Source organism: Candidatus Berkiella cookevillensis, from assembly GCF_001431315.2.
GTDB lineage: Bacteria > Pseudomonadota > Gammaproteobacteria > Berkiellales > Berkiellaceae > Berkiella_A > Berkiella_A cookevillensis.
Genome location: NZ_LKHV02000001.1, coordinates 2,382,881 through 2,407,019, shown reverse-complemented (window position 1 = coordinate 2,407,019; position 24,139 = coordinate 2,382,881). Strand labels below are relative to the sequence as shown.

Here is a 24,139-nt window from a genome sequence, read left to right as displayed (position 1 = left end):
ATGAAGCAATCGATTCAGATAAAACTAGAAAATATTAAAGAACGTCATGAAGAGATCAGTGCACTACTTTCTGAATCTTCAGTCATCCAAGATCAAAAGAAATTTAGAGACTTATCTAAAGAATATAGTGATTTAATGCCAATTGTAGAGGTCTTTAGCAGCTATCTTAAAATTAAAGCAGATTTAGTTTCTGCGGAACTTATGCTGAATGAAGAAACCGACAAAGAGCTCAAAGCAATGGCGGAAGAAGAGATTGAGCAGGCGACAGAGCAGCTTGAGAAGACAGAAAAGAAATTACAAATTTTGTTATTGCCTAAAGATCCAGACGATAACAAAAATATTTATTTAGAAGTCAGAGCTGGAACCGGCGGTAATGAAGCAGCTATTTTTGCTGGCGATCTGTTTAGAATGTATTGTCGTTATGCAGAAAATAAAGGTTGGCAAGTAGAAGTATTAAGTGAAAACATTGGTGAGCATGGTGGTTTCAAGGAAGTCATTGCTCGCATTGTGGGCAGTGAAGTTTTTAGTACAATGAAATTTGAATCTGGCGCACATCGTGTGCAACGTGTGCCAACCACAGAATCACAAGGTCGTATTCATACTTCTGCCTGTACTGTAGCGGTCTTGCCTGAAGCAGAAGAAGTAGAAGAGAGTGAGATTGCTACACAAGATTTGCGTATTGATACTTATAGAGCAAGTGGAGCAGGTGGTCAGCACGTTAATAAAACCGACTCTGCCATTCGAATAACCCATATTCCATCAGGTATTGTTGTTGAATGCCAAGAGGAACGATCGCAACATAAAAATCGATCCAAAGCGATGGCATTGTTGCGCACAAAACTCTTTAACATGGAAAAAGAAGCACAACAAAAAGAAATTTCTTCTACTCGTAAATTATTGGTCGGCTCAGGTGATCGTTCGGAGCGTATTAGAACTTACAATTATCCACAAGGTCGTTTAACCGATCATCGCATTAACCTAACGCTCTATAAGCTTCAGGAAATTTTAGAAGGCGATTTGGATGAAGTCATTACGCCTTTACGTGAAGAGCATCAAGCCGATCTACTTTCGCAGATAGGTGATTAATGCAAAGCATTTCTGCATTGTTGCAGTGGGGCACTGAAGAGCTATCTAGACTGTATTCACCTGAAGATGCTTATGTTGATGCTTGTTTACTGTTATGTGAGCTATTAGCGGTTGATAAAAGTTATTTATATGCATGGCCGGATAAACAGTTGAGCGCTTCTGTGGCACTCTCTTATCGGGGAGCAATTGCAAGACGTAAGCAAGGGGAGCCACTTGCTTACGTTATTGGGCACAAAGAATTTTGGTCGATGCGTTTTACTGTCAGTGAAGATACTTTGATCCCACGCCCAGAGACAGAATTTTTAGTAGAAACAGTGTTGAATCTGTTACCCATTACAACTCAATCTATTTTAGAGTTAGGTACAGGCACAGGTGCTATTGCCTGTGCTTTGGCGAGCATGCGACCTGAATGGCAGATCCAAGCAGTGGATGTGTCAGATAAAGCATTACAGATTGCTGAGCATAATATCAATGATCATAAATTAAAGAATATTCGCTGCTATGCGAGTAATTGGTTTGATAAGATAGCACCTATGCAATTTGATGCTATTGTGAGTAACCCGCCCTATGTGGAATCAAATTCTGAATATTTACAAACAGAAATTCGCTACGAGCCTCGCCTTGCGCTTGTTTCGGGTGAAACAGGCTTGGATGCCCTTACTTATATTATTGAACATGCTAAAAAATACTTAAAACCAAAAGGCCTTTTGTGCTTTGAACATGGATTTTCTCAAGCGCGTGAGCTTCATGCTTTGTTGCACGCATCTCAGTACCAGAATATTCATACTGTGAAGGATTACGCGGGGCTTGATCGCATTACATATGCGTATTGTTGAGCCACTACTGTCGCAAACATAAGATTTCTTTATTCTCACAATTTAGAACAGCTCAGAATGAGTGCCTACTCTTTCAAAAATAACTTCACCAGGTTTTAAACTATAAATCAGAAGCCAATCGCCATATCCGTTAATATGACATTCTCTAGAACCTTTCCAATTTTCCACAAGTGGATGATCTCTATAATGGGCAGGAAGTGTTTGTTCATTGACAATCATATCCATTGTGTTTTCAAGTTCATTTAGTGGACGTCTTTGTCTATAAGCCAGCTTTAAATCATTCTTAAATTGAGAAGTTTTTTTAACAGCTAGTACCACGCTCTTTTTTTCCTAACTCTAGTGCTTGTTGATTTTCTTGTTCTAATTCTTCTTCAATTTCTTCAAATAATTCTCTGACACTCGCGTTAGAGGAAACATTTATTCCTTGTCTTGATTCGTCAAGAACTTTTTGAGTAATCTCATTAGGCATCTTAAGGTTAAAATTCAGGCTTTTGGATTCTGCCACTGAATGGAGAAATAGATTAATGGCCTGACTTGTACTTAGTTTGTAATGATCAAAAACCTCTTCTACCTTGGCTTTTAATGTAGGCTCAATTCGAATTTTAACATTCACACGGTCATCAAGTTTCTTTCCGGTTTTCATTTTGCTAATCTCCTTAATAAATTAATTATAGACCCACTATGGACCTTTTATCGGATTTATGGAAATTAACTAGAAAACGCGTACAGCAATGTATTTTCATTCATGTACAAGTTTTTATATACACTATTCATCAGTAAATACACTGGAATTTGTCTCAAAAATGCTATTTTTCCTTGATCCTTTGTTGCAGATCCTTCTGTGTTGCTCATTTACATCTGTGTAAACTATGCTGCTCAAAGAATCTGTGCTTGGTTGAACGAAAAATTACTATTTTTGAGACAGCCGCTACAAAAAAACCAAACCAATCTTTTGATTGATAGTATCAATGATAAGATCAACATCCTGAAAAAAACTGTCACCGATCAGTCCATCTGCTTGAAAATCACTCGGAAATTCATGTTGATACATTAAAGTATGGATAGAGGCATGATCAATTTTCAGTGTATCAAGATAGCTTGAACTATGATCTTGAGTATGAGTATCTTGGGGTTCTGCGTTTAAGCGATCGAGTGGTTTGAGCAGTGTGACCGTAGCAGCAGAATCAAATACCAAATTAAGAGGGCGATCTTTATAAAAAGCAGTGATATGAATGCCATCTTGATCTTCAATCAACGGCATCCAAATAATTTGTGAGGTGGTATCTTGAATATTATTGAATCCTCCATCGCACCAGCGCAATAATTTTTTGTTGCGACTGTAATATAAAGTCCCTTTGTTTTTTAAAAAGAGATCTCTGCCTAGCGTATTATTGGGCATAGGATGTTCTTGGGCATCAGCATTTATCCATAATCCCCATGGTTTATACAGGGTGAAAGATGAATTTTTAAATAATTTTCCATTTAAAGCCACAGTTGGCAGCACGCTTTTTTGAATGGTATTAATATTGCCACCTAAATCTGATTGAATAATATTTTCATATTGAAATTGATCACCATATAGCTCATTGACCAATGTCTCCTCTAGTGAGAACGCAGTTTTCATCCCTAAATCCACAGTAAAGTCGATGATTTTGCCATTGATATTTAGTCTTGTTTGCGGAATACTCAATTCTGAATAAGTAAGTGGAAAATTGATACATTGCATGGCATCAGTAGATGTGTTTGCTTGTAATGTATTTATATAAAATAAAAAGAAAAATATAAAACTAGTGTTTAAGTATCTCATTCATAGTCCTTTGCTTTTGTTCTCAAACAGGTACATGTTTATTTAAATGATCAAAAGAAATGCCACTGTCTATCAAGAAATGGAGAATTTGTTGATAAATTCTTTGCAAGCTATCACAGTAGATAGAAGGGTTGTGATAGCCATTTTTGCTAGAAAATCTATTCTCAAGATGTCCACCACCACACATATCTACCCAAATGCAATTCTGACAAGCAATAGGTGTTTTTATATTTTGTGTAAACCATTCTTTTTCAGTGGCAATAAAAGTGGAAAAATTATGTTCGCTAATATTTAATGCTTTATAATGATTCCAGGCTTGATTTGATCGCAGTGAATCATCTCCATACATCATGCCATCCGTGTCTATGGTAATTGCAATTGCATTTTTGCTTTCAAATCTTTCGCCTGGGAACATGAATGTGGATTCCCCATATAATTTTGCAACGAAAGCACCAAACAATCTAATTTTAATACTTGGGTTATTATCTGTAATCCATTCATTCAGTACATCCATTAAATAATCCCCATACAATGGTAGATCATTGACTTGATAAGTATCATAGTCAAAACCAGGTAATAGAAAATCCATATGTTTAAGGCCTAAAGTATCGACAAAATGTCTATAAACCATTTTTCCAGAAGCATGTGGATTAATCACTGCTAAGGTACTGATATTGGGTATTTCCATATTTTGAACAGCATTTTTTAGTCGTTGCAGACCATTTGCTACTTTGTGATAGGTTCCTTTATTTTGATGATCAATGCGATATTGATCATTAATTTGTGGTGGTCCATCTAAACTGACAGAAACACTTACTTGATATTTTTTAAAGAGGGTTATCCATTCATCATCAATTAAAATCGCATTGGTTTGCATTGCAAATTTTAAATTTACAATGTCACTTAATGCATTTAAAAACAGATCACAAGCTTGCTCAAATTGCTTTTTTCCATACAATAAAGGCTCACCACCATGAAAATCAATTTGTATAGAAGAAATGCCGTATTTATAGATACTTTCTTTTAGGAATATAATTGTGTCATTTAAGGTTTTTTCATCAATGCGTTTGGGTCTTTCTGTCCATTTTGAATCAGCGCCATAAAAATAGTAACAATAGCTGCAGTTAATATTGCAGCGTGCAGTAAGTTTTAGTATTAATTCGATATGCTTTATATGAGAGGAGGTAGTGTTTGTCATGTATGTACTTCCTTGAATACTGCTGCTCTAATAGGAGAGTATAAGCACCGGAGCTTTGGAGAGCAGTGTGTGTTACCCTTCACAGATGAGTCTTTGGTGTTGTTGGCTTCACGTATCTCACAGTAGTCATGTATTTTGTATACACGCCTATTGCTCGAACGCTTGCCGCCTAACCTAAGAATCATCTGTTGTGAGTGTATTACCGATACTTATACTCTTTTCATTTTAAATTTAAGCTTTGTTGCTTGCGCTCACTCACTTTAAGTTTGCACCAAAGTGTGCACGCCTGGAGATTCGCTTGCTTGGTGTCTCGCCTAAATTCAAACTGGTTTGAGTGTATATTTTCAGAATGATTAAGAGCGACTCCATTTCCCAAATACCTCTATGGAACCTATTTTTCCACCAGAGACTTCTTTGACTAAAGATTCAGCCAAGATTGAAGTATTGAGCGTTTTGGGAGAATAGGATGTGGCGTTTGACTTATTCTTTGCTTGCAAGCCTTTGATGAACTGAACTAGATCTTGAGTTGTGTGCTTCATATTACTTCCTTTTTTAAACTGCACGCCTAGCATTGAAACTTTAGGGAGGGCTGGCACCATTTCGTAATCCTGCCGCGCTTCCTTGCTTATTTGGTTCGGCACTTTACCTAAAGTTCAATGACTAAGAGTATCTTTAAACATCTCTTCCCATCAGGGTTTGGAAAGTGTAGAGTAGCAATAACCGTAAGTCAATATTATTTGATTGTATTACGGTAAAAAATGATCGAATAAAAACTAATGTTGTTGGTTGGTTGACTATGGAAAAAATACAAGCTTTGAGTAAACGTCTAAGATTTATTGTGCAAATGATGTATTATCTGATTCCGATAATGAATGTTTTGTATTGGTTGGCGATATCAGAAGAGACAATAAATCAACTTACTATCTCTTCAGTACCGTTTGATCACGTTATGCTGACGCCAGTGAGTCGTACCCTAGGATTTTTGGTTACTTCTATTCCCATAAGCTTACTGATGTTTATTTTTTATCAGTTTGCATGTATTTTCAAAAATTATAGCCATGGTGCTGTATTTTGTATTGAAAATGCGAAACGCTATAAACGAGTGGGTTTAGGATTGCTGGTATTAGCCGTAACTTACTTTATTACCGATATATTAATGAGTATCGTATTGAGTGGGAAAACGGTGGTAACAGTTGGTATAGGCGCAAGTCAGTTGTACCCCATTATTTTTGGCGCAGCGATTTACATTATTTCATTTATCATGGAGAAGGCACACCAAATGGATGAAGATCATAAATATACCATCTAGTCAGAGGCAAATATGGGAATTAGTGTTAGTTTGGATGTGGTATTAGCAAAACGCAAAATGCGTTCAAAGGAATTGGCAGCAAGGGTTGGTATCACTGAGCAGAATCTATCTATCTTAAAAAGTGGTAGAGCAAAGGCAATTCGATTTTCTACCTTAAGTGCAATTTGTGAACATCTTGAGTGTCAGCCCGGCGATATCTTACAGTTTAAAACTGAAAAAGAAACAGCTGGTTCAACCTGATGTTAGGCTACTTTTCTTTTTAAAATAATCGGTAATCAGTGGCTGAGTCCTTGATGAGAAATAATCTCTGATATCTGTTTGGCGCACTCTTTTCTCACGCGTTACTGGGGTGATTTCATCGTATGAAATAGGCCAGGCTTTGTTTTCCTCGTTTTTCTCATGGGTCTTAGCTACAAAATGATAAACAATGCCTGCTATAACTGCGCTACCTGCTATATATGCATACCCAGGCACTTGGGCGATGGATTCTTGTGCGCTTGCTCCCAGTTCGCTTGCTGCGCTCCATAATTGTTCTGAGAGCGTGGGGCAAGTCACAATAGGGCATTCTGGACATACAGCGTCTGTAAATGAGGTTTTAAGAGACTCTGCTGCTTCTGATATCCACTCAAACATTTAGATATATCCTCTTTTCGGCATAGTGCATTAGATATTAATTTAGTATTTTAACTATTGTGTGTTTAATGGTTTTTAACGTGCAAGGCGTGGCTGCTAAGCGGTTGTTTATTGTCGATGGAGGGTTATGCATGCTTATTCATTTTCAATACTTAGAAGTTGTCTCAAAAATGCCATTTTTCGTTGATCCTTCGTTGCAGCCTCTTTTTTGCTGCTCATTTACATCTGTGTAAACTGCGCTACTCAAAGAATCTGCGCCTTAGCTGAATGAAAAATTACTATTTCTGAGACAGTTTCTAGTTTACTGCTGAGCACAATCAAAACTTGATTCATTTGGCAAACCAATCATGATAGTATCGTTGAGGAAAAAGTCTGGGGAGGCGCAGTTTAATTTCCCTATAATTAAACCAAAATAAATACAGAGGCAATGATGGATGCGTGGTTAAGACGGTTCGTAGGTATGATTGTTGGTAAAATTGTGTTGCCAGCACAATTAATCCCGCTAAAACCCAATGGCCCTCTCAAACATGTATGGGCTTTTCTTTTTTATTCTGGAAAAGAAAGAAGGCGTATACAAAATTTATATAATGATTTTGTAGAAAAAAATAATAACAAGCTAAGTGATCAATTAGATATAGAAAGATATACCGTTAATTGTGACAAAGATAATGCGCTGGACACAATCGAAATGTGTCATCCCTGGCATCAGCGCAGCAAGAAATATGTTGTATATGGTTGGGGACGCTCAGATTGCTATGAGAAAAACTTAGAACGATTAGCAACAGATACACTGAATCTAAGAGTGCATGTGCTGAGTTTTAACTATCGTGGTGTTGGACATTCATCTGGGCAGCCTTATACAGAAAATGATGTGGCACAAGACTACTATCAGCAAGTGAAACGATTAATTTGTGAAAAGAACATTAAACCAGAAGATATTTATTGCTATGGTCATTCTTTGGGTGGGGCTATTTCCATACTGGCGGTTGATAAACTGAGAAAAGAAGGGTACCCAGTAAAAATTTACAATGATCGTTCTTTCCATCATTTGATCAATGTATCTACTGGCGTAAATTTTGAGAAACCAAGACCACGAAAAGTAATTACTCAAGTTGGAACGACACTTCTTCTCACGCCATTGTTAATGGGATTGTTTGCGTTTTCGCTTATTTCTTTTTTACAATTAAGTGTTCTATCGCTTGTGTTGGCTTCTAGTTTTTATGTGCAGAAAGCTTATCAAATGTGGGATAAATTTGTAGGTAATTTTTTGAATAATACAATGCGACGTTTGATGCAATATGGGAATTGGGTCATGGATGTAGCACCTTTATTTGATAACATTCCTCAAGAAGCAAAACGCTATACTATAACCAAAGGCTACGCGAAGAAGAGTAGTGCTTCTCAAGTGCTGGGAGAACGATACACTCAAGGGCACACTTATGACAAAGTTATTCATCACCGTCATGCTTTATATCAAAGGTTGCATCAGCACCATGCTCAAAAGCAATCATTGAAACAATCTTACAGAGAGGCACTATCAGAGCAGCAATCTAATAATACCCTTCGTAAAATTAAATCAGCTTTGTTTGAGTTATCAAGCGCCAAAATGACAGGAGGTATGCATATGGATTGGCCTCAGCAGTTTATTACACGTTATGCTCATCCTGCAGCAGGGCGACCTTTAACCGGACAGGAGAGGCTATATGATTTTGTAGAGCCAGAAGGTCGTCATGTTTGCAAAAGTGCTAGACATTATAAGAAATTTTAGCTTTTAAAGTTGTTTAACTATCAAGTATGGTTATTCTTATTTCTTTTCTTTGTGTATCTCATACAGTTTTGAGATCTAAAAGATAGGTTTTCTTAAGCTAAATAAGGCGAATTGCTGATAGCAATGAAATCGAGAATATAGACATACTCGACTCTTTAATTCTGTTAAGTGTATGATTCTTCTGCTATGACAACAAAGCGAGCTAAATTTAGAATTGGCCAGTTAATTAACAATAATAGGTTTAATTACCGTGGTGTAATCGTTGATGTCGATCCTGTTTTTAGTGGTAGTGAGGAGTGGTATCAACAACTGGCTGTTAATGTTCAAGCTAAAAATCAGCCTTGGTATCATGTCTTGGTCGATCAGGCTTATTATACAACCTATGTTGCTGAGAGTTACTTGGATGCAACACTGAATCATACACCGATAGATCACCCTATGATCAATCAACATTTTTCTCGTTTTGACAATGGCATATACATTAAGGAAAAAAAACAGCAGAATTAGGAGTAGTCATGGTTGCACAGGCAGTAGCATTTTTAAAAGATTCAAAAGAATTTTTGCACATTATCATCAGTTCATGCAAGACAGAATAAACGGCTTACAAACGGGTTCAGGTGCTGACTCTCGATTTGTCTCAACATTTTTGACTTATGTGATTCGAGAAAATAGCTTCCATATGCTGGAGAAGTTATCTCAACGTGCTACAACATTGGATGCATTGCAACCAAATACATGGCGTTCAAGTATCAGTGCATATTTGCCCATTCAAATAAAAAATTGGTTTGCTGTAGCGCCTAGCACAGCAACGCATATTTTAGCTGACAAATATGTTGCTAAAACAGTTGATTATATTTTAAGGATTGAAGAATTATTGCAAAGGCAAGTTGAAACCACAAATATAAGTCAACAAGTTTTACCTATAAAGCCGCATAAAGATCAGTATCAACAAATTTTAGCATGCCAAAAACAATTGCAAGCACTCAAAGCAAATTTTCCTCAGTTTTTTACAGTAGATGCGCGTCCCAGTAAAAGCGTGTTGGCAGATGTTTTAGAAGAAGGATTGCGTTTGGTAGGAGCACGCATACTTTTAATTGGCTTAAAAAAGCCTAGAATGCCATCTAAAGCGCCAAATAACGTAGAACCCCTTTCAACCCTGACTATTTTGGATGAATTAAAACGTGTTTGTAATGATCCTGTATTTGCTGAGCAACGTCCAATAACTAAAACAACGCAGAAGTTATTGGGTATTCAGTTGCGAAGCGATACGGCTTCAGAAAATTCATTATATAATCAATTTTGCCCACAACGAGCTATTATGCAGCAAGCCATTAGTAATCTAAGGGATGTACTTGCTGAGGATGGGCCAAATGTGGAAGCCATAGATGCAGCTATTCAAATGGAATTCCCCAAACCTATGGCCGGGCTTAAATAAAATTTCAGTATATGGTCTTCGGGGGGGGGCTTTTCCCCCTTACAATCTCTACAGCAATGAAGGTTGTTCAAAAGCGCGTTTCTTAGCTAGCAACATGCGCTAAGACTATATATACCGCTTATCTGGATTACAGCACGGTTTACGCATATGCTTATCGAAAGCTGGAATTGAATGGTATACCATTTAATTCGAATATTTTATAAGCGAGCATATGAGCATGTCACTGAACGCTACGTCTTTTATCGAAACTTGTGTAAGTGCTACTGAAACATTAAATTTTGGTGTTTTTCTTTCTAAATCATTAGTAGCAAGATTGATTGTTATTCTTAAAGATGCTTTTTTGCAAGAGAAAAATATAGCAGTTTTAAAAACTTTTGTGGAAAATGCACGAGCGCAAGATCTTAGGTTTTCTAACGACGAAATTGAAGCGGTGATGCAAAATACGACAAAGCCTTATCTTTGTAATGAATTTATCAACACTATTGGTGATTATTTTGATGAGGGTAGTTGCACAGAGGAGGATCTTCAATCAGAATTTGTCATACAATTGTGCACACAATTCAACAAGGTTTTTTCAAGTGCTACGACTAAAGAAAGTTATGATGATAGTAGTATTGAAGAAGAACCTACTGTAGAAGCTCAAAGCAAGCGCCAAGTCTTATTTGCGTGAACGCTTGTGTTTAGTAGGGTGGGAAGTAGACTCTGTATTATCATCCTCAGATGCTCTTGTCTTCCGCTTTTTGCTGTCTTCTCTATAAGGCGAATATGTATTTCGTTTTTTTATATCGGAGGATGATGCAGAAGTGCTTATAGAAGGATTTAAACTATTTTCCGTCTCGTCAGTGAGTTCAATGTTAACAGGTGCACTTGGTGTGACTTCAGTACCAGATAGCCTAAGCCAGTTTATGTCAAGATGTAGATGCTCCGCATATTCTTGAGCACTTCCATACGTTAGGCTTTGGCAATCTTTGTTCATTCCCTTTTCTAAAAAGGTTTTAAGTACAGTTTCGAACTTTTCACGTTGTTCTGCCTCTGTTGTACAGCTCATTAAATAAAGTGTGAGATGTAAGAGTGTAAAATCTTCTCTTTTTTCATCTGCATTGATTGTTTCATTTCTGTAATATAATACTTCAGGGCAGCGTTGTAGATGTCGATTAAGGATCTCTTCAAAAGAAACAGATGGGCTTTTCTTTAATGAATAATTGAAAATTTCTAATCTAAGATCTTGATAGGTTTTCCGTTTCAATTGATTAAAACTTAAGTCATTTGTGGCACGGTAATCGCTGGTATTCAGAAGTTTTTGCATCATCTGCAATCCATTTTCTGTTCTCTCATCTGGGGTTGTGTGGATAATATCTGCGAGTGGAAGCTGATGTGGATCAACTTTTATTTTAATGTTTTCATCTGCGAGTGCTATGACTGTTTGCACAGAACTATCCTTTGGATCTAGTTTATATTTTAGAGATGCCGATTCACTGATGTATCCATCTTTCTCTACTTGAATACATAATTTATGTTCTGCTGCTAAAGATTGATAATCTGCAGCGACATCAATATGCCAATTACCTAATTTAAAAACAACTTCAACTGCTTTTTTAGAGAGGCGATTAGAAGGAATACTTAGGGTATCCTCAAAAGTAAGTTCATGTGCTTTTCTGGTTGTATTTGAAAAGCTTCTATCATTAATGAGTAATGGTTGAGCACCTTTGTCTGTTAGGATTTTTGCAACATTTGTTGCAACAGCGCCTCCAAAAGAATGTCCATAGAGTAAAAGAGAAGAATGCTCTCCGACGATATGATTGGCATTTTCTGCAAGTGCAACACAAGTATCTACGACTTCTGAATATTTTTTGACTTTATGTTTGCTATTGCCAACACCTGGGTAATTACAAGCAATCACATTGCAATTCAGTGTGACAGCAATATCAAGGAATTGAGAATATTTCTCTTCCATGCAACTATCGTTACCAATAAACACCATCACACAGGGAAGTGCTATATCTGAGCGTGGACGAAAAGTGGCAACATCTTGTCCTCCAGAAAAATCTATCTTTTGAAAACTTATTCCTAAACTTGCTGCTTCTTGTTGTATGAGTTTGTCTTGGCTTGCGATAAATTTTTTTAGCCTTGCCTTATTGGATGCGCCCACACTTTTTGCTGTAATAGGCAAAAGGATTTTTCTCAGCTTTTTTTCTAACATCATAATGCCATTTTAATCATATACCTTTGCTGTTAAGACAATCACTAAATTGAATAGTTTCCTTTTAATGGTCTAGACTTTTAAAGATTATCGGTGATATACACTCAAATAAATGACATGATGTTATTTTATCTTGTTTACATTAAAGCTATATTTCCGATAACAATAGAGTAGCGTATTGCTCTTTACACATTGGGTAGAAATACAGATATGAAAGAAACTGGATTGCTCAGTATTATTCTTAAAGCATATCAATTGCGAGAGCAAAACCAGCACGTAAGTGCTCTTGAGCTGTGTAAAAAATGTTTGCAAGCTTTTCCTCAAAACCCTGAGGTACACTGTTTATGGGGTATTTTACTACAAGATGAAAAAAAATATATGCTGGCAGAAAAATCAATTAATCAAGCGATTCAAATTAACCCCAGAAAATCAGATTATTATTTTTTCTTAGGTAATGCACTTTTTTCTCAAAAAAAATATAAGTCTGCTGAAACAGCGTTTCGTGAGTGTATTAGAAAAAGTGATAATCATTATCTTGCCTATAGAAAATTAGCGCAGTCTCTAGAGAAACAAAACAAAATAAAATCTGCAATCAACGCGTATAAAAGTTCAATAGACATTAATCCTAATTATTTCAAAGCTTATTTTGGTCTTGCTACCTTATATTGTCGTCTGTCTGATTTTTCGGATGCTATCTATACTCTGCAAAGAGCACTTGCATTAAAGCCCAATGATTTGCCGACCTTATCTTTATTGGCAGAACTGCTAATGAAAGATCATCAGTTTGATTTGGCGCAGAGAGTGATTGAAAAAACCTTATTAATAGATAACCGGCATTTATTATCATTGCAAAATAGTGCATTTTTATGTGTGGAAAATTTTCAACCAGAGAGAGCATCCGAGTTTATTATACAGTCTTTGCACATCGATCCTGTTCAGCCTGAGCTTTGGCGATTATTATCACTTTGTAAAAATTATTTGTCGTTGGACGATCCAGATATTGCGCAAATCAAAAAACAGTTGTCACCCTCAAAGTCAGATGACGATAAAGCACAGTATTATTTTGCATTGGGTAAAATTTATCAAGATTGTAAGCAGTTTAAAAAATCATTTGATTATTATCAACGTGCTAATCAATTAAAATCTAAATCAATAGATTACAATTCAGCCTTATTTAAAAGAAAAATCAGTAATATCATCGGTCAATTTAATAAAAGAAAAATGAAAAAATATTTTTGTGCTGATGAAAATGAAACACAGCCGATTTTTATTGTTGGTGCAAGTTGTTCTGGAAAAAGCATATTGGAAAAGATTTTAGCATCACATAAAAAAATTCAACGCGGCTGGGATGTGGGCATAACCAATGTGATTGAAAAAACAACCTTCGATAATAAGCCCAAAGGAAAATACCCTTACTGGTTAGGGCACATGACTAAAATAGAGGCATTAGCACTCAAAGAGGCTTACTTGGCTAGAATTCATAGAGATATAGATAAAGTGCCCGCTTATATTATTGATGCCAGTACGGATAACTTTGAATATATTGGTTTGCTCCAATATTTATTTCCTCGCGCGAAAATTATTCATATTACCCGCAATCCACTCGATGCAGGATTTAATCTTTATACGCGATTTTATACAGAGTATCATTTATACAGCTATGATTTAAAGGATATTGGCCGTTACTTTGCGGAGCATCGGAGAATGATGGCATTTTGGCAGCAGCAATTTGATGCGCCTTTTTTGACAATTTCCTACGAATCATTGATGACCGATACAAAGAATACACTGAGTCAAATCTTTAGTTATTTGCAAATGAAACCCCATTGTAGTTTTCCTACTCATCATTTACACCAAAATGAAATAAATAGCCATAAGCCTTATTATCAATTCCTACAGCCATTATTGAATTATTTTTCTTAAATTAAAAAATTACCAAGAGATGAAGTAAAATCCCTCAAGAAGGTCATTGGGTAGGTATGTAATTAGTTAATCATAGTAGATGTAAATGAGCAGCACGAAAAGAGCGGCAACGAAGAATCAATGAAAAATGGTATTTTTGAGACAGCTTCTAATAAGATAGATGACTTTATGAAGGAGGAGCACTTAAACCCTCGTTTCTAACCGCTGAGCGCTTCATTACTGTAGTTATCTGATATTTAACAACTTTTGTCACGCAACACTGGCAGTATTGTGTGCATAGCGGTATTATGTATTTCAAGTCGTTTTATCAATCATCATTCAAAGCATTGGGATATAGAGTATTATGAGCACAAAGTTTTCAAACTCAGAGTCCGTGCTCTCTATGCAAAAAATCATGGCATTTTTAATGCCCTTAGGCCGGATTAACAGAATGTTTTATCTTGGCTGTATTCTTTTCTTAAGTATTTCTGCTACCTTGGCAACTGTTGCAATGGCTAATTTTGCAGAGTTGGCATATATCTGTGATAAACTGTGGCTAATCATTTTGCTTTATTTTGTTTCATTCCTATTTTTCAGCTTGGCATGCCTTGGCGTATATTTGTTTCTAATTTTTTCAATGAAACGATTGCATGATTTTAGTGAATCAGGTTATTGGGCTATTTTGGTTTTTGTGCCTGTTATTAACGCTTTATTGATTTTATATTTATTGTGTATGCCAGGAGATGAAGGGCGTAATCAATTTGGCTTACCACAATAGTTAGAGGCTACCTCAGAAAATGGCTTTTTTCGTTGTTGCTGCGTTTCTTGCGCTAGCCAACTTGAAATTGCTGCTTCCAACCATTCAATAGTTCTACACTGACACCATTTCCACCACAGATAATGATGGCTATATTTTTAAATTGTTTTAAAACAGGCAAGTTTTGATAAGCGACAGCTAATGCGGCACCACAAGCAGGCTCAACCAGAACACGATGATGATCGGCAAAAGCAGCTACAGCATGGATAGCAGCTTTATCAGACAGCACTTGAGGATAGACTGGGTGAGTGTTGAGGTAGTCAAAAGCCTGTTCGCATATTTGTTTTGCACCTAAGGTAGTAGCCACAGTATTAATCGAGTCTAAAGTGATGCGTTGTTTCTTTTGGAAACTCGTCGCTAAGCTTGCAGCGCCTTCTGTTTCTGCTGTGATCAGCGCTACCTTTGACCATTTATGCTTTATTAACCCCTGTATGAGTCCGGTAAAGAGTCCACCCCCTCCGACAGAAGTAATAATGGCATCTGGTTTTATTTTATCTTTTTTAAATTCATCAATGATAGATTCGTACCCTTGCCAAATAATAGGATGATCAAAAGGAGGGATATAAGCATAATCTAATTCTTTAGCTAATTGGCGGGCATAAATATCTGCGTCATTCCATACATGGCCATGAGTAATGACATCTGCACCTTCAGAAAGCATTTTGCTGACAGAGAGTAATAAAGCACTGGTAGGCACAATGACTTTTACATCTAAGCCTAGTTGGTGGCCCGCATAGGCTACAGCAATACCTGCATTTCCGGCAGAAGAGGATACTAGGCCTTTTTTGCCTTGCTTAGCATAGTGTATGCATAGTTTACCAATGCCGCGATCTTTGAAGGAACCGCTGGGTTGCATGGCATCCATCTTCACATAAACATTGCGTTCAATAAGTTCACTGAGTGGATGTGATTTTAATAAGGGGGTATGTATATGTAATGCAGATGTCATGCTTACCACTCTATGCCGCTTAACTATAAAGATTACAATGAGTATACACTGTTCTGTGTGGAGTGTCGTTTTCCCTCTTTAATCTGTTTCAGAGAGAATTTTGCTTTGCACAGACACTAGCTTTTGTGTCAGAGAATCTTTATTCATCAGTGCTTTCTCAAACCAGACGGTCGCTTGTACCATATCTTCATGAATACCTAATCCAAGTGCGTGCATCCAGGCAAGCAGGCTTTGCGCTGGAGGATAAGAGGAAGCAGCAGCTTTAGAAAACCATTCAAAAGCTTTTGCATCATCTTGAGGCAGGTATGTGCCTTGGAAATAATATAAAGCAAGCTGATATTGGGCTTTGGGGTTGCCTTGTGCAGCCGCTTCTTGTAATAAATTCAAATGATGATTACGCTTTTCTGTATTTTTGCTGTCAACAAAATGCATTGCTTTTAGATATAAATCTTGTGCTGCCCAGACGCTATGCTTTGATTGTGTTATTTCATGTGTAGTTGCTTGTAGCGTGATTTCCAAAGGGGTACTCATACCATTTTCTTGGACGATGTTAAACCAATATGCAGCACGTTCATAATTCTGAGGTGTACCATGGCCAATTTGATAGCAAAGCGCAAGTAGGAGCTGAGCGTTTACGATATCTTGCTGCGCTGCCTTTGAGAAATATTGAAAGGCTTTTTGGTAATCAATGGGCATTAATGTACCTGTACTATAAGCTTTACCCAGTTCAAATAAGGCTTCAGGATGATTTTTTTGAGCTGCTTGCTGGTACCAATGTAGAGCCTTTGCATAGTCGAGAGGCGTTCCTTTGCCTTCTTGATACAATTTGCCGAGTAAATATTGTGAATCAATATTTCCTTCTTGTGCAGATTGAAGGCAGAATTTCAATGCATTGCTAAAAGCATCTTGATTGTAAAGTTCTACACAGGTATTTTCAGTCTTTTGTGTGGTTGGTGTCAGAGAGGAAGGGGTAGAGGGGACAGTATTTGCCAGTGTGGCAAGTGGGACAACAAAAAGAGTCAGAAAAGTCCAATTTTTCCGATACATGGTAGTTATTCCTTAAAATTTTCGACCACACACTTCCACGTTTAACGTGGTTCTCCAAATCGTTCATTCATCAAGGTTTCTAAAGCAAGCATCGCTTCTTCCTCGTCCTCTCCATTTATATTAAGCTCAATCCAAGTGTTTTGGCTAGCGGCAAGCATCATAACACCCATAATGCTTTTGCCGTTTACAGTTTTACCACTTTTAATCACTTCAATATGGCTGCCAAATCGTGCTGCCATCTGCACAAATTTAGCAGCAGCACGTGCATGAAGACCGAGTTTATTAATTATTTGGATTTTTTTTCTAATCATTGGATGAACTGCTTATTATTTTTATTTAAGTAGTTGTTAGTGTGCTGATATTTGCACACACAACTACTTTGCTTAAATAGCTAAATGTCTTGAGTCTTTGTACATGAATTCTAGCCCTAAAGGGCACTTCTAAGGCAGATAAAATATGGGTTATTCATATCCATAAGGATCAACAATAGCAAGATTTGAAATCTTTTTCTTTTTTTTATGAAAGGGTCTATTACAGCTTTCATTTGTGAGCATTAGATTTAAGTCGGTTAATGGTTCAAAAATACCATCTTGACCGCCACTGACTGCTTTTTTAGCAAGTTGATCCAAGGGTAGTATTGGGTAGTTGAGAACGCGAAATAGCATTGGAAGGTTTAAGCCAGCTATGACTCTAATAGCAAATCCTTGTTGTTGTAGTCCCTGCGCAACATTGCTTGGCGTTGATCCAAACATGTCTGTCATGACTAATACACCCTCACCAGAATCTAGTTTTCTTACCAAATATCCGGCTTTAGCAATAAGAAGTTCAGGATCAGGATCCCGACTGACAGACAACTGAGAAATTTCTAAAGGGAGTTGTCCGAAAGTGCCATATGCTACATTAAGAAGAGCCCCACCAATACCACTGTGTGTGATGAGTAATATGCCTACACTCATGGTTTTTATAAATCTCTATGTCTAATTTGTATATTTAAATGTAAACGTTTTTCTCGCTTAGCAATTTGTTCAGCGATGTAAACTGAACGGTGTTGACCACCTGTACAACCAATGCCGACTGTTAAATAACTTCTATTGTCCGCTTCAAAGCGAGGGATCCAATTGTCTAAGAATCGAAGAATATCTTCAACCATTAAGTGTACGTCTGCATGTGTTTCGAGGAAATGTATTACACCCTCATCCAGTCCTGTCTGCATCCTTAAGTTTGGTTGCCAATAGGGGTTAGGCAAACAACGCACATCAAACATGAAATCAGCGTCAACAGGCGTGCCATTTTTAAAAGCAAATGACTGAATTAATAATTGTAAATTATTAGCATTCTCATGAGTAACGCGTTCACGAATCATATTACATAATTCATGTTTAGATAATTGACTGGTATCAATGGTGATATTAGCAATATTGGCAATTGTACTGAGTACTTGTCGCTCGTATAGAATGGCTTCTGTTAGAGAGAGTTTACTGTTGCTAAGAGGGTGCTTTCTTCTGGTTTCACTAAAGCGCTTTAATAGGACTTCTTGGTGCGCATCTAAGTAGATGGTCTCAAATGAGCCGCATATTGCTTTAAGTTTTTGCAGAACATCTTCTAGGATCTCAACTCGTGTAGGTAGATTACGTGCATCAATACTGATGGCAAGTTTGAGTTGCTCAGACTTCAATTTCATGGATAAGTCAGGCACCATTTCTATCGGTAAGTTATCTACGCAGTAGTATCCCAAATCTTCTAATACTTGAAGAGTAATACTCTTACCAGAGCCAGAACGCCCACTGATAATGAGCAAACGCATGATTATGTTACCTGCAGATATTAAGTTTGTTTTGTTAATAAAAAACGAATTGCCTGTTCGATTAGGATAGCGATATTTGGATTGAAAGCAAGTTGAATTTTAGGTATTTGGATGCCCCAAATATTTACTGTCTCAGGATTTAGGGCAATGACTCTTTCTGTTGCTTGTGCCGCAGTATCTGCATTGATTTGAATAACTAGATCGAGTCGATGTTCTCGTGCAAAAGCCAAAGAGCCAAAACTATGAGAAACATCAATAATTCCAATTTGGCGAATTTCAAGGCGTTGTAGAAGCTCTTTTGGACATTCTCCAAAGATCTGAGTACCGACTCTTTTGAAGCTGGGTGCATCGTCTGCAATAAGGCAGTGTTGTCTTTCCAAGCAATATAAAGCAGCTAAACTTTTTCCCACGCCACTTTCACCTGTTAAGAGAACGCCTTTGCCAAAAACCTCTAAAAATGTTCCATGTTGTATTACTTGTGGTGCAAGATGTATGTGTATAAATGTCGTTAGGATAGGCTGAATCTGCGCACTGGATTCTTCGGTCATCAGATAAGGGATAGACCATGCTTGTAGATGCGACACAAAATGCTTTAATTTTGTTGCTGTATCGTCACAGAAAATAAAGAAGCCATTCACAGACTTAATAGCGGAAAAAAAGTCATTGTGATGTGTTATTTGTTCTGTTAATAAAAAAAGGGTTTCTTCATTGCTAATGATATTAATGCATGCTGGGCGTAATACATTAAGGTATTGAACAAGTGCTAAGGATTCAGGTTTGACGCCTAATTTTTTGCTGCCAATCGGTGACCAAAGATGCCATTTAAATTCTTCTTTAAACCTTAAATATACATCTGAGATCGTAAGATGGGCGTAAAACACGATTGGCTACACTTTTAAGCAAGGTGTCTTAAAATCTGATAGAGTTCTTCGTTTGATTTGGCGCTTCGCAGCCGGCTTCTAAAGGTGTCATTATGAAATAAATCAGCAATATAAGCCAATATATTGAGATGCATATCCGTTGCTTCAGTGGGGACGACAATTGAAAATATTAAATCAACCGGCTCTTTATCAGGGGCATCAAAATCAATAGGTGCCGCTAGCTTTAAGAAACAGCCAAATACCTGCTCGGTATTTGCGCGGCAATGAGGGAGGGCGCAGCCATGCCCTATTGCCGTACTACCTAGTTTCTCTCTTTGCACTAGATGTTCAAAGAGTGTATTTTCATTGAGCTCGGGAATATTTGTTGATAGCGTTTTTGCTATTAACTCTAACGCTTTCTTTTTACTTGTTGCAGGCACAGCATTAACTGTGCGTTCACAAGTAAGAAAATCCAACAATGTAATTGCTGGAATGGATAAATGCGTTGACATGATATTCCTTTAATTTTTATATCAAATTGTTATTTTTTATCACTAGTATGATGAATGTGAATCGCTTTACACCAGACCATCATCGCTGCGATCGTTTAATTTTTCCTTATGTTTTACGACTTGTCTATCGAGTTTATCAATCAATGCATCAATAGCGGCATACATATTTTCGTGCTCAGAAGTAGCATGTATTTCTGCTTTCGCCAGATTTACAGTTGCTTCAGCACGCTGCAATGTTTTTGTTTCTACCGTTAATGTGACATGAATATTGGTAATATTGTTGAAACGACGTTCAATTTTTTTGAATTTATCTTGTACATAACTTTTCAATGCAGGTGTTACATCAACATGGTGACCAGTAATATTTAATTGCATAATTTTTCCTTATTATGTAAGTTAGATTAATTTTTTTCGCTCATTAGAAGGAGGGATGGTCATTGCTTCGCGATACTTTGCAACCGTTCTTCTCGCAACTTGTATTCCTTCTTCTGCTAACAATTTAGCCAGTTTGTCATCGCTGAGTGGCTTCTGATGATTTTCTTCAGCAATGAGTTTTTTAATATGGGCTCTAATCGCTGTTGCTGAACATTCACCGCCTGATGCTGTAGTTACATGGCTAGAAAAGAAATATTTCAGTTCAAACGTGCCTCTTGGTGTGTGCATATATTTTTGGTTTGTGATGCGTGAGATAGTAGATTCATGCATGCCAACCTTATCTGCAACTTGATGAAGAATCAATGGCTTCATGCCTACATCTCCTAATTCAAAAAAATCATGCTGAGCTTCTACAATGCATTCAGAAACTTTAATTAAAGTTTCATTGCGATTTTCAATGCTCTTTAGAAACCATCTTGCTTCTTGTAGTTGATTCCTTAAAAACTGATTATCTCGACTAGAATCAGCACGGCGAATCATGCCTGCATAGTTTGCATTAATTTTTAGAGAGGGTGTGCACTCAGGATTTAAGTCTACTACCCAACGGTTAAAGCGTTTGCGTACAAATACATCGGGCGTAATATATTCTGAAGATGCGCCTCCAATCTCTCTACCAGGTCTTGGATTTTGTGTTTGAATTAATTGTATAACTTGTCTTAGATCTTCCAAAGACAGCTGTAAATATTTGCGTAGCGCAGCATAATCACGTTTTGCCAATAGATCTAAATAAGTACAAACCAGTTCAATGGCTTTATTGCGCCATAGCATATCTGGAGATAACTTTTGGAGTTGTACGCGAAGGCATTCACTTAAATTTCGGGCACCCACCCCAACAGGATCAAACTGCTGAATACGATGTAATACGGCTTCAACTTCCTCAATATCAATATCGACTTCTTCTTTGAGTGTGGTATAGATATCTTCTATTGTGCTTGTTAAGTAACCATCTTCATTAATTGAATCGATCAGTGTTGTAGCAATTAAGCAGTCCGTCAATGAAAAGGGGGTAAGCTGCATTTGCCATAGCAAATGTTCTTGTAGATTTGCGTCGTGACTGGTGAGTCTTTCTATCTCATTTCCGGTACTTTGATGATGGCTTTCTTTTGTTTTCCCATTCATTTTTTCTGATGCCCAAGCATTATCATCAATATAGTCATTCACTTGGGTTTCGGATGCATCCTTGCGGTCATTTTCATGATGCGAGTCTAGTAACTCATTCGTGTCATAGCTATCGTGTTGTTCAGCGTTAGGATCCGTCACATCGTTTTCATTTGTGCTGTTTGATGGCTCTATATCATCCATTGCTTCTAGCATTGGATTTTTATCCAGTGCTTCTTGTATTTCTTGTTGCAAATCTAGAGAGGAAAGTTGCAACAGCCGTATGGCTTGTTGTAACTGAGGTGTCATGCTAAGTTGTTGACCAATGCGTAACTGCAAAGTCGGTTTCACATCTACCTCTATGAGCTTGTCTTTATACTTAATTATAATATAAGGAAAGATGAATGAAATGCGAAGTAGTATTTGTTAGATTAATTAAATAACTCGATTTTTGAAGCTTAAAGGGGGTAATATCAATCCCATATTACCCCCTTTCTTTCTTATCCATGCCAAATTTTGGTTGGATGAGAGGCTGAATTTGTTTGTTGAATTACAAAGTAAATTCTTCCCCTAGATACACATCTCTTACTTTTTGATTACTGAGTATCTCTTGTGCACCACCCATAGCAATGACGGTGCCTTCACTGATAATGGTGGCATTGTCACAAATAGCAAGTGTGTCTCTTACATTGTGATCAGTGATGAGAATGCCAATGTCACGTTGAGCTAAATATTTTATTTGCTGTTTTATTTCTTGGATTGAAATGGGATCAACACCTGCAAAAGGCTCATCCAATAAAATAAATTTGGGAGATAGGGCGAGTGCTCTCGCAATTTCGACACGTCTTCTTTCTCCACCAGATAAGCTGATACCCAAGTTGTTTTTGATATGATTTAAGTTGAATTCTTTGAGCAAGTTTTCTAAGTGCTGAGATTTTTTTTGCTTATCCAGATCCGTACGAGTTTCTAAAATAGCGAGAATATTCTGTTCAACAGAGAGTTTGCGAAACACAGAGGCTTCTTGTGGTAGGTAGCCAATGCCTTTTTGGGCACGTAGATGCATAGGGAGTTGTGTAATATCTTCATCATTGAGAAAGACATGTCCGGTGTTACAGGCAATTAGCCCAACAACCATATAAAAACACGTTGTCTTGCCTGCGCCATTGGGTCCAAGTAAGCCAACAACTTGGCCACTATTTACTTTAAAAGATACTTGTTTTACAACTTGCCGGCTTTTGAAGCGTTTTGAAAGATCTTGTGCAATGAGAGAGTGGCTCATGTTCAACCTATTCACATTTTATTGTATGTTTAACCTTTAATTTTTAACCTTGGGGCGTAATGGTCATCTTAGGGCGTTGATTTTTTGAGTGAATGGCCTCAATTTTTTGGTCTTCAATAATATATCTTAGCAAAGGGCCTTCAAAAGTATCTGCTTGATGTACAATTTTTGCTTGGCCTGTTAAGGTTAAAAGCGCTAAATTGGGATCGTAATCGATCTGTGATGCGTAAGCATGAACAGGGGTAACTTCGTCTTTTAATAAATTAATAAAGTGTGCTGGCGTTCCTGTTGCCTGAATGGATTGAATACCTTTTTGATTATCTCTTTTCAAAATGACTTTATTTGCATACAGTTTTTGAGTGCCGCTGATGACAATCACATTTCCTTGATAGGTTAATTCACCTGTATTCTGATCAAAAACCACATGATCAGATTCAATTTCAATGGGTGCATCTGACTTAAAAGAAAGGGTATTTGCATAGCTAGAAACAGATATGAAACTTGCAAGAAAGAATAACAAGCAAAGGATACTTTTTGCAGAAGGCGAAGGAGAATGTTTTGTTTTACGAAGTGGATTGTTATGCTTATGGTACATATCTTGAATTAACTCTACCTAAAAAAGTAATTTGTTTATCCGTAATGTTTGCTTTCATACCTGTTGCGTTTAAGTTTAAATTTTCATTTTTAATCTGCACAGGAAGATTCGTAGCCACATCTTTGGTTTTGGGTTGATAGTCTAATTGTTGCGTTTGCAGCGCTAGTTGAAGGATGCCATTTTTTCTTTGTCGTACATCAACACTATCGATGAGTGAAATAACATCAAACTGACCCTTTACTTTTGTTTCTTTGCCCAAGCCTTTATTTGCTGTTAAATACCAATCTGTTCCATCTGGATTTTGAACTTCAACAATCGGAAATTCCATAAAGATATTAGGGTCTTTTGTATATTGGAACCAGCTTTCCATTTTGATGGTTTGGACTTTATTGCCGGATGCATCAAAACGAAAAGCAGTAACGGTATGCATAGATTCACTGAGCACAGAGGGAGAGGATTCTGTTTGTGAAGGTTCACTGAGTACTTGATATTGAAGCCAAAACGCAGTGATACCTAAACTCAGTATTAAAGCAAAGAGAACACTTAGAGTGAGTTGTTGCATCAGCAGC

At 37.2% G+C, this 24,139-nt stretch carries 29 protein-coding genes; 10 read left to right on the top strand and 19 right to left on the bottom strand.

Annotation, left to right across the window (positions count from 1 at the left end; genetic code table 11):
• Positions 1-1,086: a peptide chain release factor 1 gene (gene prfA / locus CC99x_RS10110; protein WP_057624977.1), complete on the top strand. Its 1,086-nt coding sequence runs from the start codon at positions 1-3 to the stop codon at positions 1,084-1,086.
• Entirely contained in the window at positions 1,086-1,922 is an 837-nt protein-coding gene (prmC, locus tag CC99x_RS10105) for a peptide chain release factor N(5)-glutamine methyltransferase (RefSeq protein ID WP_057624976.1), read from the top strand. The genes prfA and prmC overlap by 1 nt, the downstream gene beginning before the upstream one ends.
• 42 nt (positions 1,923-1,964) lie before the next feature.
• Here the strand turns inward: prmC and CC99x_RS10100 are convergent, their stop codons facing one another.
• From CC99x_RS10100 to CC99x_RS10080, 5 genes are all read right to left on the bottom strand, one after another.
• Positions 1,965-2,240, bottom strand: a complete 276-nt coding sequence (locus tag CC99x_RS10100) for a type II toxin-antitoxin system mRNA interferase toxin, RelE/StbE family (RefSeq protein WP_057624975.1) — start codon at positions 2,238-2,240, stop codon at positions 1,965-1,967.
• Positions 2,224-2,565 carry a type II toxin-antitoxin system RelB/DinJ family antitoxin gene (locus CC99x_RS10095; protein ID WP_057624974.1) on the bottom strand — a complete coding sequence of 114 codons (342 nt, stop codon included), beginning with the start codon at positions 2,563-2,565 and terminating at the stop codon, positions 2,224-2,226. The genes CC99x_RS10100 and CC99x_RS10095 overlap by 17 nt, the downstream gene beginning before the upstream one ends.
• Positions 2,566-2,850: 285 nt before the next feature.
• Entirely contained in the window at positions 2,851-3,546 is a 696-nt protein-coding gene (locus CC99x_RS10090) for a hypothetical protein (RefSeq protein ID WP_141651918.1), read from the bottom strand.
• A 205-nt stretch (positions 3,547-3,751) separates the two neighbouring features.
• Positions 3,752-4,927: a radical SAM protein gene (locus CC99x_RS10085; protein WP_057624972.1), complete on the bottom strand. Its 1,176-nt coding sequence runs from the start codon at positions 4,925-4,927 to the stop codon at positions 3,752-3,754.
• A gap of 353 nt (positions 4,928-5,280) precedes the next feature.
• Positions 5,281-5,466, bottom strand: a complete 186-nt coding sequence (locus CC99x_RS10080; protein ID WP_141651917.1) for a hypothetical protein — start codon at positions 5,464-5,466, stop codon at positions 5,281-5,283.
• A 275-nt stretch (positions 5,467-5,741) separates the two neighbouring features.
• Between CC99x_RS10080 and CC99x_RS10075 the strand changes: the two genes are divergently transcribed.
• Both CC99x_RS10075 and CC99x_RS10070 read left to right on the top strand, forming a co-directional pair.
• Positions 5,742-6,236 (top strand): DUF2975 domain-containing protein, encoded by a 495-nt coding sequence (locus tag CC99x_RS10075; RefSeq protein ID WP_158003221.1) that lies wholly within the window; start codon positions 5,742-5,744, stop codon positions 6,234-6,236.
• A 12-nt stretch (positions 6,237-6,248) separates the two neighbouring features.
• Positions 6,249-6,476, top strand: a complete 228-nt coding sequence (locus tag CC99x_RS10070; RefSeq protein WP_057624969.1) for a helix-turn-helix domain-containing protein — start codon at positions 6,249-6,251, stop codon at positions 6,474-6,476.
• On the opposite strand, the gene CC99x_RS10065 is transcribed toward CC99x_RS10070, so the two are convergent.
• The gene (locus CC99x_RS10065; RefSeq protein WP_057624968.1) at positions 6,468-6,869 is read right to left on the bottom strand and encodes a hypothetical protein; all 402 of its coding nucleotides are present in this window, start codon (positions 6,867-6,869) and stop codon (positions 6,468-6,470) included. The genes CC99x_RS10070 and CC99x_RS10065 overlap by 9 nt on opposite strands.
• 427 nt (positions 6,870-7,296) lie before the next feature.
• Between CC99x_RS10065 and CC99x_RS10060 the strand changes: the two genes are divergently transcribed.
• From CC99x_RS10060 to CC99x_RS10045, 4 genes are all read left to right on the top strand, one after another.
• On the top strand, positions 7,297-8,637 hold the full coding sequence (locus tag CC99x_RS10060; RefSeq protein ID WP_141651916.1) for an alpha/beta fold hydrolase: 1,341 nt from the start codon (positions 7,297-7,299) through the stop codon (positions 8,635-8,637).
• Between the two features lie 186 nt (positions 8,638-8,823).
• Positions 8,824-9,144, top strand: a complete 321-nt coding sequence (gene hspQ / locus CC99x_RS10055) for a heat shock protein HspQ (RefSeq protein WP_057624966.1) — start codon at positions 8,824-8,826, stop codon at positions 9,142-9,144.
• Between the two features lie 73 nt (positions 9,145-9,217).
• Positions 9,218-10,072, top strand: coding sequence for a hypothetical protein (locus tag CC99x_RS10050; protein WP_057624965.1), 855 nt, complete (start codon positions 9,218-9,220; stop codon positions 10,070-10,072).
• A 217-nt stretch (positions 10,073-10,289) separates the two neighbouring features.
• A complete protein-coding gene (locus CC99x_RS10045) occupies positions 10,290-10,742 on the top strand; it encodes a hypothetical protein (RefSeq protein WP_057624964.1) in 453 nt (150 codons plus the stop codon).
• Here the strand turns inward: CC99x_RS10045 and CC99x_RS10040 are convergent.
• Entirely contained in the window at positions 10,731-12,275 is a 1,545-nt protein-coding gene (locus CC99x_RS10040) for an alpha/beta hydrolase (RefSeq protein ID WP_141651915.1), read from the bottom strand. The two genes, CC99x_RS10045 and CC99x_RS10040, sit on opposite strands and share 12 nt — an antisense overlap.
• Before the next feature lie 207 nt (positions 12,276-12,482).
• Here CC99x_RS10040 and CC99x_RS10035 point away from each other — a divergent pair, with 207 nt between their 5' ends.
• Both CC99x_RS10035 and CC99x_RS10030 read left to right on the top strand, forming a co-directional pair.
• Complete coding sequence (locus CC99x_RS10035; protein WP_057624962.1) at positions 12,483-14,195, top strand: tetratricopeptide repeat-containing sulfotransferase family protein; 1,713 nt, start codon at positions 12,483-12,485, stop codon at positions 14,193-14,195.
• Between the two features lie 343 nt (positions 14,196-14,538).
• Positions 14,539-14,952: a DUF805 domain-containing protein gene (locus CC99x_RS10030; RefSeq protein WP_057624961.1), complete on the top strand. Its 414-nt coding sequence runs from the start codon at positions 14,539-14,541 to the stop codon at positions 14,950-14,952.
• Positions 14,953-15,004: 52 nt separating this feature from the next.
• Here CC99x_RS10030 and CC99x_RS10025 read toward each other — a convergent pair whose 3' ends face one another.
• The 12 genes from CC99x_RS10025 to lptC form a co-directional block, all read right to left on the bottom strand.
• Positions 15,005-15,940: a pyridoxal-phosphate dependent enzyme gene (locus tag CC99x_RS10025; protein WP_057624960.1), complete on the bottom strand. Its 936-nt coding sequence runs from the start codon at positions 15,938-15,940 to the stop codon at positions 15,005-15,007.
• Positions 15,941-16,018: 78 nt separating this feature from the next.
• On the bottom strand, positions 16,019-16,987 hold the full coding sequence (locus tag CC99x_RS10020) for a tetratricopeptide repeat protein (protein ID WP_057624959.1): 969 nt from the start codon (positions 16,985-16,987) through the stop codon (positions 16,019-16,021).
• 41 nt (positions 16,988-17,028) lie between these two features.
• Positions 17,029-17,298: an HPr family phosphocarrier protein gene (locus tag CC99x_RS10015; protein WP_057624958.1), complete on the bottom strand. Its 270-nt coding sequence runs from the start codon at positions 17,296-17,298 to the stop codon at positions 17,029-17,031.
• 150 nt (positions 17,299-17,448) lie between these two features.
• Positions 17,449-17,943 (bottom strand): PTS sugar transporter subunit IIA, encoded by a 495-nt coding sequence (locus CC99x_RS10010; protein ID WP_077065447.1) that lies wholly within the window; start codon positions 17,941-17,943, stop codon positions 17,449-17,451.
• Between the two features lie 5 nt (positions 17,944-17,948).
• Positions 17,949-18,791 (bottom strand): RNase adapter RapZ, encoded by an 843-nt coding sequence (gene rapZ, locus CC99x_RS10005; RefSeq protein ID WP_057624957.1) that lies wholly within the window; start codon positions 18,789-18,791, stop codon positions 17,949-17,951.
• Positions 18,792-18,811: 20 nt separating this feature from the next.
• The gene (locus CC99x_RS13000; RefSeq protein ID WP_057624956.1) at positions 18,812-19,672 is read right to left on the bottom strand and encodes a hypothetical protein; all 861 of its coding nucleotides are present in this window, start codon (positions 19,670-19,672) and stop codon (positions 18,812-18,814) included.
• Positions 19,673-19,686: 14 nt separating this feature from the next.
• Positions 19,687-20,163, bottom strand: a complete 477-nt coding sequence (gene ptsN / locus CC99x_RS09995; protein WP_057624955.1) for a PTS IIA-like nitrogen regulatory protein PtsN — start codon at positions 20,161-20,163, stop codon at positions 19,687-19,689.
• Between the two features lie 66 nt (positions 20,164-20,229).
• Positions 20,230-20,538, bottom strand: a complete 309-nt coding sequence (gene hpf, locus CC99x_RS09990; RefSeq protein ID WP_057624954.1) for a ribosome hibernation-promoting factor, HPF/YfiA family — start codon at positions 20,536-20,538, stop codon at positions 20,230-20,232.
• 21 nt (positions 20,539-20,559) lie between these two features.
• A complete protein-coding gene (locus CC99x_RS09985) occupies positions 20,560-22,047 on the bottom strand; it encodes an RNA polymerase factor sigma-54 (protein ID WP_057624953.1) in 1,488 nt (495 codons plus the stop codon).
• Between the two features lie 199 nt (positions 22,048-22,246).
• Positions 22,247-22,975, bottom strand: coding sequence for an LPS export ABC transporter ATP-binding protein (gene lptB, locus CC99x_RS09980; RefSeq protein ID WP_057624952.1), 729 nt, complete (start codon positions 22,973-22,975; stop codon positions 22,247-22,249).
• A gap of 43 nt (positions 22,976-23,018) precedes the next feature.
• Positions 23,019-23,570: a lipopolysaccharide transport periplasmic protein LptA gene (gene lptA, locus CC99x_RS09975; protein ID WP_057624951.1), complete on the bottom strand. Its 552-nt coding sequence runs from the start codon at positions 23,568-23,570 to the stop codon at positions 23,019-23,021.
• Positions 23,560-24,132, bottom strand: a complete 573-nt coding sequence (gene lptC / locus CC99x_RS09970) for an LPS export ABC transporter periplasmic protein LptC (protein ID WP_057624950.1) — start codon at positions 24,130-24,132, stop codon at positions 23,560-23,562. Before lptC ends, lptA begins: the two co-directional genes overlap by 11 nt.
• Between the last annotated feature and the right edge of the window lie 7 nt (positions 24,133-24,139).

What these genes read in the sequence shown, in the direction of transcription:
- prfA (WP_057624977.1), top strand. Translation starts at nt 1, where the DNA reads ATGAAGCAATCGATTCAGATAAAACTAGAAAATATTAAAGAACGTCAT.
- prmC (WP_057624976.1), top strand. Translation starts at nt 1,086, where the DNA reads ATGCAAAGCATTTCTGCATTGTTGCAGTGGGGCACTGAAGAGCTATCT.
- CC99x_RS10095 (WP_057624974.1), bottom strand. Translation starts at nt 2,565, where the DNA reads ATGAAAACCGGAAAGAAACTTGATGACCGTGTGAATGTTAAAATTCGA.
- CC99x_RS10090 (WP_141651918.1), bottom strand. Translation starts at nt 3,546, where the DNA reads ATGAAAACTGCGTTCTCACTAGAGGAGACATTGGTCAATGAGCTATAT.
- CC99x_RS10085 (WP_057624972.1), bottom strand. Translation starts at nt 4,927, where the DNA reads ATGACAAACACTACCTCCTCTCATATAAAGCATATCGAATTAATACTA.
- CC99x_RS10080 (WP_141651917.1), bottom strand. Translation starts at nt 5,466, where the DNA reads ATGAAGCACACAACTCAAGATCTAGTTCAGTTCATCAAAGGCTTGCAA.
- CC99x_RS10070 (WP_057624969.1), top strand. Translation starts at nt 6,249, where the DNA reads ATGGGAATTAGTGTTAGTTTGGATGTGGTATTAGCAAAACGCAAAATG.
- CC99x_RS10065 (WP_057624968.1), bottom strand. Translation starts at nt 6,869, where the DNA reads ATGTTTGAGTGGATATCAGAAGCAGCAGAGTCTCTTAAAACCTCATTT.
- CC99x_RS10060 (WP_141651916.1), top strand. Translation starts at nt 7,297, where the DNA reads ATGATGGATGCGTGGTTAAGACGGTTCGTAGGTATGATTGTTGGTAAA.
- hspQ (WP_057624966.1), top strand. Translation starts at nt 8,824, where the DNA reads ATGACAACAAAGCGAGCTAAATTTAGAATTGGCCAGTTAATTAACAAT.
- CC99x_RS10050 (WP_057624965.1), top strand. Translation starts at nt 9,218, where the DNA reads ATGCAAGACAGAATAAACGGCTTACAAACGGGTTCAGGTGCTGACTCT.
- CC99x_RS10045 (WP_057624964.1), top strand. Translation starts at nt 10,290, where the DNA reads ATGTCACTGAACGCTACGTCTTTTATCGAAACTTGTGTAAGTGCTACT.
- CC99x_RS10040 (WP_141651915.1), bottom strand. Translation starts at nt 12,275, where the DNA reads ATGATGTTAGAAAAAAAGCTGAGAAAAATCCTTTTGCCTATTACAGCA.
- CC99x_RS10035 (WP_057624962.1), top strand. Translation starts at nt 12,483, where the DNA reads ATGAAAGAAACTGGATTGCTCAGTATTATTCTTAAAGCATATCAATTG.
- CC99x_RS10030 (WP_057624961.1), top strand. Translation starts at nt 14,539, where the DNA reads ATGAGCACAAAGTTTTCAAACTCAGAGTCCGTGCTCTCTATGCAAAAA.
- CC99x_RS10025 (WP_057624960.1), bottom strand. Translation starts at nt 15,940, where the DNA reads ATGACATCTGCATTACATATACATACCCCCTTATTAAAATCACATCCA.
- CC99x_RS10020 (WP_057624959.1), bottom strand. Translation starts at nt 16,987, where the DNA reads ATGTATCGGAAAAATTGGACTTTTCTGACTCTTTTTGTTGTCCCACTT.
- CC99x_RS10015 (WP_057624958.1), bottom strand. Translation starts at nt 17,298, where the DNA reads ATGATTAGAAAAAAAATCCAAATAATTAATAAACTCGGTCTTCATGCA.
- CC99x_RS10010 (WP_077065447.1), bottom strand. Translation starts at nt 17,943, where the DNA reads ATGAGTGTAGGCATATTACTCATCACACACAGTGGTATTGGTGGGGCT.
- rapZ (WP_057624957.1), bottom strand. Translation starts at nt 18,791, where the DNA reads ATGCGTTTGCTCATTATCAGTGGGCGTTCTGGCTCTGGTAAGAGTATT.
- ptsN (WP_057624955.1), bottom strand. Translation starts at nt 20,163, where the DNA reads ATGTCAACGCATTTATCCATTCCAGCAATTACATTGTTGGATTTTCTT.
- hpf (WP_057624954.1), bottom strand. Translation starts at nt 20,538, where the DNA reads ATGCAATTAAATATTACTGGTCACCATGTTGATGTAACACCTGCATTG.
- lptB (WP_057624952.1), bottom strand. Translation starts at nt 22,975, where the DNA reads ATGAGCCACTCTCTCATTGCACAAGATCTTTCAAAACGCTTCAAAAGC.
- lptA (WP_057624951.1), bottom strand. Translation starts at nt 23,570, where the DNA reads ATGTACCATAAGCATAACAATCCACTTCGTAAAACAAAACATTCTCCT.
- lptC (WP_057624950.1), bottom strand. Translation starts at nt 24,132, where the DNA reads ATGCAACAACTCACTCTAAGTGTTCTCTTTGCTTTAATACTGAGTTTA.